Annotated in this window: 19 protein-coding genes and 1 riboswitch; of the genes, 9 read left to right on the forward strand and 10 right to left on the reverse strand. The window is 71.4% G+C overall.

All coding sequences use genetic code 11. From position 1 onward, the window contains the following. Positions 1–13 precede the first annotated feature (13 nt). Positions 14–301: an antibiotic biosynthesis monooxygenase gene (locus tag L1280_RS11640; RefSeq protein ID WP_253582463.1), complete on the forward strand. Its 288-nt coding sequence runs from the start codon at positions 14–16 to the stop codon at positions 299–301. Positions 302–432: 131 nt separating this feature from the next. On the opposite strand, the gene L1280_RS11645 is transcribed toward L1280_RS11640, so the two are convergent. From L1280_RS11645 to xseB, 6 genes are all read right to left on the reverse strand, one after another. Further along, complete coding sequence (locus L1280_RS11645; protein WP_253582464.1) at positions 433–771, reverse strand: ferredoxin; 339 nt, start codon at positions 769–771, stop codon at positions 433–435. Then, positions 771–1,571: an ABC transporter ATP-binding protein gene (locus L1280_RS11650; protein WP_253582465.1), complete on the reverse strand. Its 801-nt coding sequence runs from the start codon at positions 1,569–1,571 to the stop codon at positions 771–773. Before L1280_RS11650 ends, L1280_RS11645 begins: the two co-directional genes overlap by 1 nt. Next, entirely contained in the window at positions 1,564–2,592 is a 1,029-nt protein-coding gene (locus tag L1280_RS11655; RefSeq protein ID WP_253582466.1) for an iron ABC transporter permease, read from the reverse strand. The genes L1280_RS11650 and L1280_RS11655 overlap by 8 nt, the downstream gene beginning before the upstream one ends. A gap of 18 nt (positions 2,593–2,610) precedes the next feature. Beyond that, the gene (locus tag L1280_RS11660) at positions 2,611–3,474 is read right to left on the reverse strand and encodes an ABC transporter substrate-binding protein (RefSeq protein ID WP_253582467.1); all 864 of its coding nucleotides are present in this window, start codon (positions 3,472–3,474) and stop codon (positions 2,611–2,613) included. Between the two features lie 196 nt (positions 3,475–3,670). Beyond that, a riboswitch (cobalamin riboswitch) is annotated at positions 3,671–3,740 on the reverse strand. Positions 3,741–3,792: 52 nt separating this feature from the next. Beyond that, the gene (locus tag L1280_RS11665) at positions 3,793–4,428 is read right to left on the reverse strand and encodes a 1-acyl-sn-glycerol-3-phosphate acyltransferase (RefSeq protein ID WP_253582468.1); all 636 of its coding nucleotides are present in this window, start codon (positions 4,426–4,428) and stop codon (positions 3,793–3,795) included. 36 nt (positions 4,429–4,464) lie between these two features. Then, positions 4,465–4,722 (reverse strand): exodeoxyribonuclease VII small subunit, encoded by a 258-nt coding sequence (gene xseB, locus L1280_RS11670; protein WP_253582469.1) that lies wholly within the window; start codon positions 4,720–4,722, stop codon positions 4,465–4,467. A gap of 31 nt (positions 4,723–4,753) precedes the next feature. Here xseB and L1280_RS11675 point away from each other — a divergent pair, with 31 nt between their 5' ends. Then, on the forward strand, positions 4,754–5,431 hold the full coding sequence (locus tag L1280_RS11675; protein ID WP_253582470.1) for a flavin reductase family protein: 678 nt from the start codon (positions 4,754–4,756) through the stop codon (positions 5,429–5,431). Between the two features lie 163 nt (positions 5,432–5,594). Here L1280_RS11675 and L1280_RS11680 read toward each other — a convergent pair whose 3' ends face one another. Then, on the reverse strand, positions 5,595–6,674 hold the full coding sequence (locus L1280_RS11680; protein ID WP_253582471.1) for a diguanylate cyclase: 1,080 nt from the start codon (positions 6,672–6,674) through the stop codon (positions 5,595–5,597). A gap of 82 nt (positions 6,675–6,756) precedes the next feature. On the opposite strand from L1280_RS11680, the gene L1280_RS11685 reads away from it, so the two are divergent. The 3 genes from L1280_RS11685 to L1280_RS15845 are packed head-to-tail and all read left to right on the forward strand — an operon-like array spanning position 6,757 to position 8,008. Then, positions 6,757–7,293 carry a GNAT family N-acetyltransferase gene (locus tag L1280_RS11685; RefSeq protein ID WP_253582472.1) on the forward strand — a complete coding sequence of 179 codons (537 nt, stop codon included), beginning with the start codon at positions 6,757–6,759 and terminating at the stop codon, positions 7,291–7,293. 27 nt (positions 7,294–7,320) lie between these two features. Then, positions 7,321–7,857, forward strand: a complete 537-nt coding sequence (locus L1280_RS11690) for a Uma2 family endonuclease (protein ID WP_253582473.1) — start codon at positions 7,321–7,323, stop codon at positions 7,855–7,857. After that, the gene (locus L1280_RS15845) at positions 7,757–8,008 is read left to right on the forward strand and encodes a putative immunity protein (RefSeq protein WP_371922912.1); all 252 of its coding nucleotides are present in this window, start codon (positions 7,757–7,759) and stop codon (positions 8,006–8,008) included. The genes L1280_RS11690 and L1280_RS15845 overlap by 101 nt, the downstream gene beginning before the upstream one ends. 154 nt (positions 8,009–8,162) lie before the next feature. On the opposite strand, the gene L1280_RS11695 is transcribed toward L1280_RS15845, so the two are convergent. From L1280_RS11695 to L1280_RS11705, 3 genes are all read right to left on the reverse strand, one after another. Beyond that, positions 8,163–8,519: a DUF2089 domain-containing protein gene (locus L1280_RS11695; RefSeq protein WP_152871437.1), complete on the reverse strand. Its 357-nt coding sequence runs from the start codon at positions 8,517–8,519 to the stop codon at positions 8,163–8,165. A gap of 66 nt (positions 8,520–8,585) precedes the next feature. Continuing rightward, complete coding sequence (locus tag L1280_RS11700; RefSeq protein WP_253582474.1) at positions 8,586–9,245, reverse strand: hypothetical protein; 660 nt, start codon at positions 9,243–9,245, stop codon at positions 8,586–8,588. Then, complete coding sequence (locus L1280_RS11705) at positions 9,242–10,117, reverse strand: hypothetical protein (RefSeq protein WP_253582475.1); 876 nt, start codon at positions 10,115–10,117, stop codon at positions 9,242–9,244. Before L1280_RS11705 ends, L1280_RS11700 begins: the two co-directional genes overlap by 4 nt. Positions 10,118–10,358: 241 nt before the next feature. Here L1280_RS11705 and L1280_RS11710 point away from each other — a divergent pair, with 241 nt between their 5' ends. The 4 genes from L1280_RS11710 to L1280_RS11725 all read left to right on the forward strand — a co-directional run bounded on the left by L1280_RS11710 (position 10,359) and on the right by L1280_RS11725 (position 13,029). Beyond that, positions 10,359–11,759, forward strand: coding sequence for a ribonuclease R family protein (locus L1280_RS11710; RefSeq protein ID WP_253582476.1), 1,401 nt, complete (start codon positions 10,359–10,361; stop codon positions 11,757–11,759). 124 nt (positions 11,760–11,883) lie between these two features. After that, complete coding sequence (locus L1280_RS11715) at positions 11,884–12,144, forward strand: hypothetical protein (RefSeq protein ID WP_253582477.1); 261 nt, start codon at positions 11,884–11,886, stop codon at positions 12,142–12,144. A 13-nt stretch (positions 12,145–12,157) separates the two neighbouring features. After that, entirely contained in the window at positions 12,158–12,499 is a 342-nt protein-coding gene (locus tag L1280_RS11720) for a hypothetical protein (protein ID WP_253582478.1), read from the forward strand. A 53-nt stretch (positions 12,500–12,552) separates the two neighbouring features. Beyond that, positions 12,553–13,029 (forward strand): hypothetical protein, encoded by a 477-nt coding sequence (locus L1280_RS11725; protein ID WP_253582479.1) that lies wholly within the window; start codon positions 12,553–12,555, stop codon positions 13,027–13,029. Positions 13,030–13,069: the final 40 nt, after the last annotated feature.

The raw sequence follows: 13,069 nt of genomic DNA on the forward strand, positions 1-13,069 counted from the left end.
AAAGAGACACGTCATGATCCATATCTGGGCGACTGTCGAGATCAGCGACCTTGAGAAGTTCATCGGCGTGTTCGCCACGGCGGGGGCCAGGGCACGCCGGAAGCATGGCAGCCGCCGCAGCCGCGTCTTTACCGTGCCCGGCCACCCGAGTCAGGTCCGGGTCCTGTTCGAGTGGGAGAGCCGCGAAGCCTTCGAAGGCTTCCTGAACGACCCGGAGGTCCGCGCCACGATGCAGTCCAGCGGCACGGTGGGACGGCCGGACTTCCTGATCCTCGACGCGCTGGCCGACTTGCCGGGGTAACGGGAGAGACTCGGAGAACCGCACGCCGCCTGAACAGGGTCCAGCGTTCCATCCACATCAAGCATCGCCCCCGGCCTATGAAGCCGGGGGCGGTTGCTGGAAACGGGAAGCTCCTGGTCAGAGGCGGCGGCCTACTCCGGCCCGTATTTCCGCTCCGTCGGCAACGCCGCCCCGTCCTGCACGGCCTGGGCGATGCGCATGGCCAGCGGGAAATCCACCGCCGCGTACCAGCCTTCCTCCAGACGGCCCTCCGAAGCGCGGTAGACGCAGAGGGCAGGGCCGAACGAGCAGGCGCCCAGGCAGCCGCTCTCGGTGAGGCGCACGGTGCCGCCCGTCTTGTAATAGGCGAGCGCCTGCCGCTCCAGGTGGTTCCAGAGCGCCTTGTGCAGCAGCACGGAGCCTCTGGCCTGGCAGTTCTGGCCCTGACAGACCAGCAGGTGGCCGTTGGTCTTGAAGTACTTGGCGGGCATCAGTCCTCCGGAAGGATAAGGGGACGGTCCCCGTCGTGCAGCACGCGCACGCGCAGCCCGTAGGCGGCATGCAGGTGCGCGGGCGTGAGCACCTCGGCGGGGGTGCCCTGCGCGAGCACCCGGCCCTGGGCCAGCAGCACAAGGCGGTCGGCGCGGGCGGCGAGGTTGAGGTCGTGCAGCACGGCCACCACCCCCAGGCCCCCGGCGGCCTCGCAGCGGGCGTGCCGGATGATCTCCAGGCCGTAAGCGAGGTCGAGGTGGTTGGTCGGCTCGTCCAGCAGCAGGAAGCGGGGCTGCGCGGCCAGGGCACGGGCGAGGCTCACCCGCTGGCGTTCGCCGCCCGAGAGTTCGCCCACCCGCCGCTCGGTGAAGCGGGCCGTGTCGGTGCGGTCCAGGGCGCGGTCCACCGCCGCCTCGTCCTCGGCGGTCCAGGGACGGCGCGGCAGCAGGCCCCAGGTCCACTCCCCCGCGCCCCGCCCCAGCGCCACTACGTCGCGCACCCGCGCCGCTTCCGGAAGGCCCTCACCCTGGGCGAGATAGGCCAGCGTCCGTGCCCGCTCGGTTCGCGTCCACTGCGGGAGGGAGCGGCCCAGCAACCGCACCTCGCCCGCTTCCGGCGACGTGAGGCCCAGCAGCGCCCGCAGCAGCGTGCTTTTTCCGGCCCCGTTCGGCCCGATGACCGCGCTGAACTCCCCCTCCCGGAAGGCGACGGTGACGCCCTGCACGGCGGGAAAGCTCCCGGCGCGGACGTGGAGGTCGCGGGCCTCCAGCGTTCCTATGCCGACCACGGAACTAGTCATGGCCCCCCCGCCGCAGCAGCCACAGGAAGAACGGTCCCCCCAGCAGCGTCGTCACCACGCCCACCTGCGAGAGCGGCGTGGTGCGGGCCAGCAGGTCGGCCAGCACGAGCAGGGTCCCCCCCGCAAGCGCGGAGACGGGCAGCAGCACCCGGTGCCCCGCCCCCCACGCCAGCCGGACCACATGCGGCACGACCAACCCCACAAACCCGATGATGCCCACGTAGGCGACGGCGGCAGCGGTCGCCACGCTCGCGGCCAGCACGACAAGCAGCCGCAGCCGCTCGACCGGCACCCCCAGGCTGCGGGCCGTCAGGTCCCCGAGTTGCAGGGTGTCCAGCGCCCGGCCCAGCAGCATCAGCAGGCCGCCCCCCGCCAGCGCGTAGGGCAGCACGGTCAGCACGTCGCCCCAGCCGCTGAAGCCCAGGTCGCCCAGGGTATAGGCGAGCACCTGCCGTGCCCGGTCCTCGCCGCGCAGGATCAGGAAGGTGGACACTGCGCTCAGGATGCTGCCCACCACCACCCCGGCCAGAATCAGGCGGGTGGGGGGCAGTCGGCGGCCCTCACGGGCCAGGGTCAGGGTCAGGCTGACCGCCGCGAGGGCCGTCAGCAGCGCGGCCACCGGCACCAGCGGGCGCGGCCACCCCGCGACGATGGCGACCGTGGCCCCCAGCCCCGCCCCGCTCGCCACGCCCAGCAGGTAGGGGTCGGCCAGCGGGTTACGGAAGACGCCCTGAAAGGCCCCCCCGCACACCGCCAGACACGCGCCCACCAGCACGCCCATCGCCACGCGCGGCAGCCGCAGTTGCCACACGATCACGTCCTCCGGGGACAGTACCGCGCCGGTCCAGAGGCTCGCCACCCCGCGCCCCAGGGCACCCAGCACCTCGCCGGGGGGAATGGTCACGCTCCCCAGGCCCACCGCCAGCACGACGGCGGCGAGGAGGGCCGCTACCAGCGCGGCGGTGCGCCCCACCCGCCACAGGCGCGGCGTGGTCACGGCAGCCGCCCGCTCAAGGCTCATAGCTCATAGTCCACAGCCTCACCGGAACAGTTCCGGGTGCACCAGCCGCGCCAGCCCCCGCAGCGCCTGCCCCATGCGGGGACCGGGGCGGCTGAGGATGGTGTTCAGGTCCTTGGGGATGTCCAGCACTCGGCCCGCCTTGACCGCCTTCAGGCCGCTCCAGCCCGGCCGGGCCGCCGCCGCCTGCCGGGTCAGGCCCAGCATCAGCTCGGGGTTGGCCTTCACGATCAGCTCGGGGTCCACCTTGGGGAAGTCGCCCAGCGAGGCCGGGATGATGTTGCGGGCTCCCGCCTTGGTGAGCAGCACGCCCATAAAAGAGTTCGGCCCGATGGAGTACGGGGTGGGGTCAATCTCGAAGTAAGCCGTGGGCTTGCGCACCGCGTTCTTGGTCAGAATCTCGACCTTGGCGATGTCACGGCGAATGTTCAGCACCACGTTCTTGGCCTGCGCCTCGCGGTTCACGATCCGGCCGAGGGTCAACGTCTTGGAGAAGACCTCGTCGTACTTCTCCATGTCGAGCGCGATGGTGGGGATGCCCGCCTGGGTCAGCGGCCCGTCGAGCTTGCTGTATTTGCTCACCAGCACGAGGTCGGGCTTCAGGGCCACCATTGCCTCCACGTCGGGGGCGAAGAGGTCGCCCACCTTGGGCAGCCGCGCGACCTGCTGGGGGTAGTCGCTGTACTTGTCCACCCCGACGAGCTTGCCGCACGCGCCGATCGCGCACACGGTTTCGGAGTGACTCGGCACCATGCTGATGATGCGCTTGGGCTCCGAGCGAAGGGTCACCTTGCGCCCGAGGTCGTCGGTGAGGGTGAGGGGGTAGGTCGTCGCCGCTGCGGTGGGCAGCAGGGCGAGCAGGGACACGGTCAGGAGAGTCTTCATGGGTGGGGCTCCTTCTGGGCTCTCCTCCGCGTGTGGGGGCCGGAAACGACGAAACCGCCCCGGTGGGGGCGGAGTGGGGGTCTCGGCACGTCCAGGGGCAGCGACCCAGTGGGTCCGCAGCGCCAGGGCGGTTCCTCCAGTCCGCGAGAGGTCAGGCCAACCGGCTCGCCCGCTGGGGGCAGACCGGGACGGGGCCGGTGTTCGGACTTCCCCCCACGGCGGGGGGTTACCGTTGCGCGACAGTGCCGGACTTCCACCGGCTTTCCCTGCCTCCGTCGGGGGGCACTATAGGGCAAAGCGGGCGGGGGAAAAGGAACTTTAGAGCGCCCCCTCGTCCACCCGGCTGGGCAGCGGCTCCCCGGCGAGTTCCGCGAGGCGGTCGCCCACCTCGGCGGTCAGGGCCTTGATGCCCCCGGTGGGCGGCAGGGGGGGGCCGAAGCGCACGAGCCAGCGCTTGCCCTCGCGCCGCAGGCCGACGGGCAGGATCGGGGCCTTCCCCTTGAGGGCCAGCAGCGCGACCCCGCCGTGCAGTTCGCCGCCGCCGCGCGTGCCCTCCGGAAAGATGCCCAGGGTGCCGCCCGCTTGCAGGATGCGCAGGCTGGTCCGCACCGCCCCGAGGTCGTTCGTGCTGCGGTCCACTGGAAAAGACCCCCCGGCGCGGATGATGTGGCCGATGACCGGCACGAACAGCTCCTTTTTCGCCATGAATTGCAGGAAGCGGCCCGGCGGCAGGCTCGCCGCGATGATGAAGGGGTCGAGCGCCGTGCGGTGGTTTGCCGCCACGATCAGCGGGGTGCCGGGGGACGGTACGTGCCCCTGGCCCTGCACCTCCACCCGCTCGCCCCGCAGGCGCAGCGGCAGGCCCATCACGAAGACGACGGCCCGGTACACCAGGGGACTTACGCGGGGGGCCGCTCCGGCGGCGTCGGGGGGGGCGCGGCGGGCGTCACTCATGAGAGGAGGATACCCGGCTGGACCGGGGAAAGGACATCAAAAGGGGTCGTCGTCAGGCTCGGGGGTTGGCTCCGCCTCGTCCTCTTCGTCCGGCCCCGCCCCGTCCTCGCCCCAGTCGCCCGCGAGGGCCGCCTGCACCGCCGCGATGCGCTCGCGGCAGGCGGCGTAGGCGGCACGGGCCTCTTCGAGCAGCGGCAGCACCCGGTCGAGGTCGGCCTCGCCGGTTTCGAGTTCGGCGGCGATGCGCGAGAGCCGCGCGTAGGCCTCGCGGTAGGTGAGGGGGTCGCCTGGCACGCGGGCAGGATAGCGCCGCTAGGCTGGCCCCATGACCCCCGAGGCCCCAACGCCCGAGACCCGGCACTTCGACTTCGCCGCCCTGTCCGCCCCCGAGCGCTACAAGCTGCTCACCGCCGTCGTGGTGCCCCGGCCCATCGCCTGGGTGAGCACCCTGGGGCCGGGCGGCGAGGTCAATCTCGCACCCTATTCCTTTTTCGGCCTGATGGGGTCGGACCCCGGCGTGGTGGCCTTTGCCCCCGGCGACCGCCCGGACGGAACGCCCAAGGACACCGCGCTCAACATCGGCTCCGGCGGCGAGTTCACCGTGAATCTGGTGGGGGCGGTGCTGGCCGAAGTGATGAACGAGACGGCGACCGACTTTCCGCACGGAATGGGCGAGGCGCGGGCGGTGGGGCTGGACCTCGCACCCGGCGTGCGGGTGGCCGTGCCGCGCGTGGCCGCGAGTCCAGCCGCGCTGGAATGCCGCGAGGTCCAGACGGTGACGGTGGGCCGCACCCGCATCGTGCTGGGGGAGGTGCTGGGGCTGCACCTGCACGCGGACGCACTGGCCGACCCCGAGCGGCTGTACGTGGACACGGCGGCGCTGGACCTGATCGGGCGGATGGGCGGACGCGGTACCTACACCCGCACGCGCGACACCTTCCAGATCGACCGGATGACCTATGCCCAGTGGCGGGCGGGGCGGGGCAAGGGGGGGCAAGGCTGAGACGGATTCCGGCCCAGCCGTGACACACCCTGTTCACCCCGAGCGGACTGGCAAAGCTGCGGGGCGGAGCGAGCAGGAACACAACGGTGGCCGGACAAGGAGTTCTCCGGTCGGCGCTTTCCCGGTTCGAGAACCGATGGGACGGCAACCGTATGAGTCCGCATCATCCCGCCAGCCGCACCCGTGCCCGGCCCTCGTCCTTGGCGCGGTACATCGCCCCGTCGGCGCGGCGCAGCACGTCCCCGGCGACCTCGCTGGGCCAGGCCTGGGCGACGCCGCAGCTCACGGTGACCCGACCGACCTCCGGCACCTCCTGCCCCGCGACCGCCTCCGAGAGCCGCCGGGCCAGCTCCGCCGCCTGCGCCTGCGTCCGCCCCGGCAGCACCACGAGGAACTCCTCGCCGCCCCAGCGCCCCAGCCGGTCCCCCGCGCCGAGGGCCTTGCGGGCCGCCACCGCGACCGCTTGCAAGACCCGGTCGCCCATCACGTGGCCGTGGGCATCGTTGATCGCCTTGAAGTGGTCGAGGTCGAAGAGAATCACGCTCCAGGGGTCCTCGGCCCCGCCGCGTTCGGCCTCGGCGAGCCAGGCGTCGAGCTGGCGGCGGTTGGGCAGTCCGGTCAGGCCGTCTACATGCGCGAAACGGGCCTGCCGCTCGGCGTGGACGATGGCCCGCAGGTACCGCCGCAGCAGCCGCCCCTGCACGGTCAGGAAGGCGATCAGGGTCAGGTGCGACAGGTACAGTTGCAGCAGCGCATTGGCCCACAGGACGCGGCGCTCGGCGGGAATTCCCGGCGTCAGCCCGTACGCCACCCCGATCCCCAGCAGCGCCGCGAACCAGGCCAGCGAAACCGTGAGCGCCGCGCGGGGCCGCAGCACCAGCGCCGCCACGAAGTAATTCAGCGAGAGCCAGTACACGTACCCGCCCAGGCCGTAGGCCGTCTGCTCGACCAGCAGCGCACTCCACAGCTTGACCAGTCCGCCCAGGCCCTCGAGCACCAGCTCGATCAGGCCGATCCGGGTGAAGTGGTCCGGTCGCCGCCACAGCCACACGGTGAGGGCCACGTTCTTGAGGGCCAGCCCCCCCAGCCCCAGCCGGTCAGACACCGGGAAGTTCCAGCCCGGCGACAGCAGCAGCGTGACCACCGACGTGACCATCACCCCGACGAGCACGACCAGCAGCGAGCCGTACCGGAACCGGAATTCCGGACTGCTCGCCAGGGACCCCGGCGCCCTCCATGTCACGGCGGGCAGGCTACCCGCCCGGCGGGGGCCGCCGCCAGCCCCTGGGGGTACCCCCACCCGGCGGGGTCGTCTAGGCTGCGGCATGACCCCGCCCCTCTCCTACCGCCTGCGGACGGCCACCACCACTGACGCGCCCGCCCTGGCACGGGTCCACGTCACGAGCTGGCGCGAGACCTACGCTGGGCTGCTGCCGGACGACTTCCTGCCCCGGATGACCGATGAAGCCATGCGCGAGCGGCGGGAGGCGAACTGGCAGAGGACCATCGCGGAGGGGCAAGAACTCGTCCTCGTGGGGGAACGGGAGGGGGAGGTGCTCGCTTTCGCCTCGGCCGGGCCGCCGCGCGACCATCCGGGCGTGGACGCGGAGCTCTATACCCTCTACGCGCTGAAGGGCGTGCAGGGGTTGGGCCTGGGGCGGGCGCTGCTGGTGGAGGTGGCCCGGCAGCTCTGCGAACAGGGGCACCGCTCGCTGGCCCTGTGGGTGCTGGACGTGAACCCCACGCGGGCGTGGTACGCGCGGCAGGGCGGGCGCGAGGACGGCGTGAAAAGGGTTCCCCTCCCCGGCGGCGAACTGCGCGAGGTCCGGCTGGTGTGGGACGACCTCGCGGGACTGCGGTAGGCCCATGAGCGGCCCCGCCCCCAGGCCATGAGCGTGGAGGAATACCTGCGCCTGGAGGAAAAGAGCGCCCAGAGGCACGAGTACGTGGGCGGCTTCGTGTACCCGCTGCACGCGCACGCCGGGGCCAGCGAGGCCCATGTGCTGTTCTGGATGAACATCGCAGCGACTCTGTATCCCGGCGCCATGCGGGCCGGATGCCGCCTGTACCAGAGCGACATGAAGCTGCGGGTGGAGGACACCACTTCCTTCTTCTCCCCGGACGTCATGCTGGTGTGCGATCAGCACGACACGGACCGTCAAGCCAAGACCTCGCCCTGCCTGCTCGTGGAGGTCCTCTCCCCCAGCCCCGCCTCGCACGACCGCGTCGGGAAATACGGCATGTATACAGCCATTCCCAGCCTGAAGAGCCACCTGCTCGTGTCGCAGGAGGGGCGCTACGTCGTGGAGTATCAGCGTCGGGAGGGTGGCTGGCAGATGCGCGAACACCGGGAAGGGGGCGAGGTCGGCGTACCCTGCCTGGACTGCACGCTCACCCTGGACGAGATGTACCGGGCTGTGCTCTGAGCGGAATCCCCCCACCGACCCAGCCCACCGCGCCCCCGCCCTGGCTGCCACCGATGAGGCCGAGCGCGTCCTGCCGCTGTTCGAGGTCGCCTGCCCGGACGACTCCCGACCTCGTGAGGCAATTGAGGCGGCGCGGGCGTGGGCACGGTGAGCTCTCCCCGTGCCAGCGGCGCGGGAGCCGCCTTCGCCGCACACGCGGCGGCGCGAAAAGTGCACCGGGAGGCCGCGAAAGCCGCTCGCCGCCACCGCCCACGTGCCCACCCACGCCCCGCACGCGGCGTCCTACGCGCGAAGGGCGGTGGAGCTTAACGCCGCAGCTTCCGTGCCGCCTCGTCGGGGGTGATCTCACCGCGTTCCAGGCTCAGCAGCACCTCGCTCTGGGGGTCGGCGGGTTCGGGTTCGTAGCCGATGGCGCGGAGCAGGGTGTCGAAGCGGGCGCGAACGGTCGGGTAGCTCAGGCCCAAGACCCGCTCGACTTCCTTGAGGTTGCCGCGCACGCGGATATACAGCCGCAGGAACTCCAGATTTTCCGGGGACAGGGTGGCGAACTCGTTGAGGTCGAAGACGCCGCGCACGGTCACGCCGCTGGTGGGAAAACGCAGTTCGGTGACGAGTGGGGCTTCCGTCTCGTCGGGAAAGGGCAGGGGCAGGGGTCTGGACATGGGGTCAGGGTACGGGGCGCGGGCGGAGGCGGGGGCCAGTTCGGCTTCCCCGCCTCCCCCCCGGCCTCATTTCAGGGTGATGGTGACGCTGTTGCCCTCGCTGTCCTCGGCGCTGATCAGGTTGCCGGGCGGGGGGCCGGACTCCAGCAGGAGTTGCAGGGCTTCGAGCGTGAAGCCGGCCCGCTCCAGCGCCTCGATGCCGTGGCGGGGAATCAGTTTGCCCAGGTGGGGCGCGAGGCTGACCGGGAGGTTGGCGTTGTAGCTGTCGCCCTCGCTGGACTCCACCTCGATCCGCAGGATGCGCGGCGCGGCGGAAGGGGACTGGCGGTGCGCCGGGCCGTGACCGTGGGTCGCGTCCACGACCTCGCCCACCCGCTCCAGCACGGAACCCACGCTGTCCATGATGCCCTCCATGTTCACGGGAATGTTCACCGGGCCGGGACCGCGGCGTCCGCGCCCGTCCCACACCCAGTTGCCGGAAAACTGCGGCGGGCGGGGCGGCTGCGGCGGCTGCGGCAGGTCCTTGACCCCGCGCAGCAGCAGCAGGTGTTCGGCCACCTGCCCGCTGTCGAGTTCGCCGCGCGAGAGCAGCGAGGCGATCAGTTCGCGGTCGGCGTCGGTCATCGCCAGCCGGGGGCTGAGGGCGGCGAGCAGTGGGGCGGCGTCCTCCAGCGTGAGCTTGCCCGCCCGCACGAGGTCGAGAATCCGGCGGACTTTCTCTCTCATGCCGTCACCACCTTGACCTGCCCCGCCGTCGCCCGGCAGGAGAGGTGGGCCTCGCCCGCGCCGAGCCGCCCGGTGTGCTGCGTGGTCATGAAGCTGCCCCGGCGCTCAGTCGGGAAATCGGCCTTGAAGCTGCCCACGGTCACGTCGGCCTCCACGGTCACGCTGCTGCCCGGCAGCAGGCGCAGGGTGGCTCCTCCCCCGTTGACTTCCACCCGGTGCTCGCCCCCCGTCAGGCATCCGGCCCATTTCAGGTGGCCGCCGTTGACGGTGGCATTCAGGGTGCGAGCACCCTCCAGCGAGAGGTTGCCGCCGTTCACGCTGACCTGGGTGGGGCCGCTCAGTTCGGCCGCCGTGAGGTTGCCGCCGCTGACCTCCGCCCGCAGGCTGGCCGCGCGGCCCGCCCGGAGGTTCCCGCCGCTGACCTGCGCGACCAGTTCGCCGCCGAGGTCGGGCAGGGTCACATTGCCGCCGCTGACCCGCGCCCGCACATGCCGGGGGGAAAAGGGCAAACTCAGCACCGCGCTGACCGAACTCCAGCCCAGGTGCTCCTGCCCCGGCCGCCGCGCCACCCGCCAGCCGTCGGGCCGGGCTTCCAGCAGCAGCTTGCCGTCCTCGCTGGCGTGCAGTTGCGGACTGACCACCCCCGAGTCGAGCACGACCCGGAGCGTAAAGCCGCTCACGTCCAGTTGTAGGTCGGGCGGCGTGTCCTCGCCAGATGCCGTGTAATGCGCGGCCATGTCCTCCGGCACGTCCTCGACCGCCATGCCTTCCGGTTCCCCCAGCAGCTCCTGCCCTTCCTCGGGGGTGAGTTTGCCCTCGGCCACCAGACGCTCCACCTGTGCGCGAAACCCTTCGTTCGCCTGCTCATTCATGCGCTCCTCCTTTGACGAAATAGAAACATCTGTATCCATGATTGTCAAGACTGGATTTCTAGGTTAGGTATGGAGGCGAAGATGTTGATCCGGAAATGTCCCGATGGAGACAACCTTTTCGGGTCCAGTTCCTGTTCCCAGGCTCCATCTGTCTGCACTGAGTCCAAACCTCAACTTCAGGATTTAGAAATCTCGGCTTTTCAATCCGCTCCCAAGGCCGCCGCCCCGTATCCTCATCCCCATGACCAGCCCTTCGCCTGCCCTGCCGGATCTCACGCCTGCCCAGCGGACGGAGGTGGAGTTGCTCGCGCGGGGCAAGGCGGAAAAGAGCCGGACCCTGCGCGACCTCGGGCAGCCGGAGACGCCGGAAGCCGCCCACGCCCTGCTGCTGCGGCTGGGGCTGTGGGATGAGGCGCGGACGCCTTACGCCGACCGCCTGGGGGCCGCGCTGCAAGACGTGGCGCTGCCCGTGCCCGACTTCGCCCCGGAACCCCGGCTGGACCTGACGCACCTTCCCGCCTTCGCCATCGACGACGAGGGCAACCGCGACCCCGACGACGCGGTGGGCCTCGAAGCCCTCGGCGGGGGCCTGACCCGGCTGTGGGTCCACGTGGCGGACGTGGCTGCGCTGGTCCCGCCAGACAGCCCGCTCGACCAGGAAGCGCGGGCGCGGGGCGCGACCCTCTACCTCCCCGACCGCACAGTGGGGATGCTGCCGGACGGGATGGTCGAACGGGCGGGGCTGGGGTTGCACGAAACCTCGCCCGCCCTGTCCATCGCGCTGGATCTGGACGCGGACGGGAATGCCGACGCGGTGGACGTGCACCTGACCACCGTGCGGGTCACCCGGCTGACCTACACCCAGGCCCAGGAACGGCTGGAAGCGGGCGAGGAACCCTTCGTCTCGCTGGCCCGCCTCGCCCGCGCGAGCCGCGAGCTGCGTGAGGGGGAGGGGGCACTCTCCATCGACCTGCCGGAGGTGCGGGTCAAGGCCGACGAACACGGCGCGGCCGTCCTGCCCCTGCCCAAGCCGGAGATGCGCTTCGTGGTGCAGGAGTGCATGACGCTGGCGGGGTGGGGGGCGGCCATTTATGCCGACGACCACGGTATCCCGCTGCCTTTCGCCACCCAGGACGCCCCCACGCGGGAGGTGCGCGGCGACACCCTGCCCGCCCAGTGGGCGCGGCGCAAGACGCTGGCCCGCACCCGCTTTCAGCCCGCGCCGGGGCCGCACCACGGGATGGGCCTCGACCTCTACGCGCAGGCGACCAGCCCGATGCGGCGCTACCTCGACCTGGTGGTGCACCAGCAACTGCGGGCGCACCTTAACGGGGGCGAGGCCCTGGGCGGCAAGGCGGTCGCGGAGCGGGTCGCGCAGGCGGGCATGAACGCCGACGCCACCCGGCAGGCCGAGCGCCTCAGCCGCAGGCACCACACCCTGCGCTTTGTCGCCGCGCAGCCGGAGCGCGAGTGGGACGCCGTGGTGGTCGACCGCCGGGGACCGCAGGCCACCCTGCTGATTCCGGAGCTGGCCTTCGACGTGCCCGTCAGCACGCCCGCCGCCCCCGGCACGGCTCTGAAAGTGCGGCTGGGGGACGTGAATTTGCCCACGCTGAGCGTGCGGGCGCGGATCGTTGGGTAGGCCCCGGACGCGCCCGATCCCCGCTCCTGGTGGGATTTGACCCAGTTCAGAGAACAGCGTCTGCACGGCCGAATCCGCTTCATCTTTCATTCATCTGCCCGGCAGGGTGTCTACACTCAGGCCCATGAACGGCGTTCGCACCGACATCGTGTCCCTCCGGATGAGCCACTGCCGAGCCGAACACGCTGCCGCTGGAGCCCAGTACCACCTCGCGGTGCTGCACTACCGCGAGTGTCTGGAGGCCGCCGAGCGCCGGGAAGACTGCCGCGCGGTGGAGTTTTTCGCCCTCAAGCTCGCCGAGTGCTACGACGCGATGGGCCTGCCCGACAAGGCCCGGCACTTCCGGGCGCTCGCCTGCACGGACGGCGGGCCGCTGCTGGGCTGAGGCTGAGCGAGTCGTGCGCCGCCTCCTGTCTGCCCTCCTCCTGACCCTCGTGGGAACGGCGAGTGCTGCCACCCTCCAACTTCAGCCGGGGCAAACCGGACGGCTGGGCGAGTTCACCCTGACTGTGCTGCGGGTGCAGGACAGCCGTTGCCGCCCGGACGTGCAGTGCATCCAGGCGGGCGAACTGAGGGCGTCGGTGCTGGTGCGCCGGGGGGGCCGCCTCGCCCTGCTGCACATGACGCTGCCGGAGCCGCGGGTCACGTCGGCCATTGACGGCTGGTATCTGCCCGTGCGGCTGCAAGAGGCGACGTTCGAGCGGCTGCCGCGCCTGACCTTCACCGATAGTCAGCCCTGACACGCCGCTGATGTGCGCCTCACTAACGCCTGTCCCCGCCCTATCCTGAGCATGTGAACAAACTCCTGATATGCGGCGGCCTGCTGGCCCTGGCTTGCGGCGTGGCGCAGGCGGCGCCGAGCACCTATTACGGCGTGCGGCTCTCGGTGGATACGCCGCTGGACTTCGGCGTGGGCGTGCAGGCCACCTACGACGCCGAGCGGTACGCGCTGCGGGCGGGCGTGGATGTCCGCAGCCTGGTGGGCTACACCCTGGGCTTCGGGGCAGACGCGAGTGTGCTCTTTCCGCTGGTGGGCACGCCGAACACCGCGAGCCGGGTGCAGGCCGGGGCTGGACTGGGCCTCGAGCGGCACAATGGCATCCTGACGGTGGTGCGGCCCCATCTGCTCATCAACGGAGAAGTGCGCGTGGCCCGCTCGGTCACGGCCTTCGCGGAGGGCAGCCTGGGGTACACCTTCCTGCTGCCCGGCGAGGGCGAGGGCCTGAACCTCTTTTCGCCCGGCCTGCGGGTGGGGCTGAACTTCCGCTGAAGCCAGGGTCGCCCAGGCCCCCGTCACCCTGCGGCCCAGG

The organism is Deinococcus sp. HSC-46F16, from assembly GCF_024171495.1.
Taxonomy (GTDB): domain Bacteria; phylum Deinococcota; class Deinococci; order Deinococcales; family Deinococcaceae; genus Deinococcus.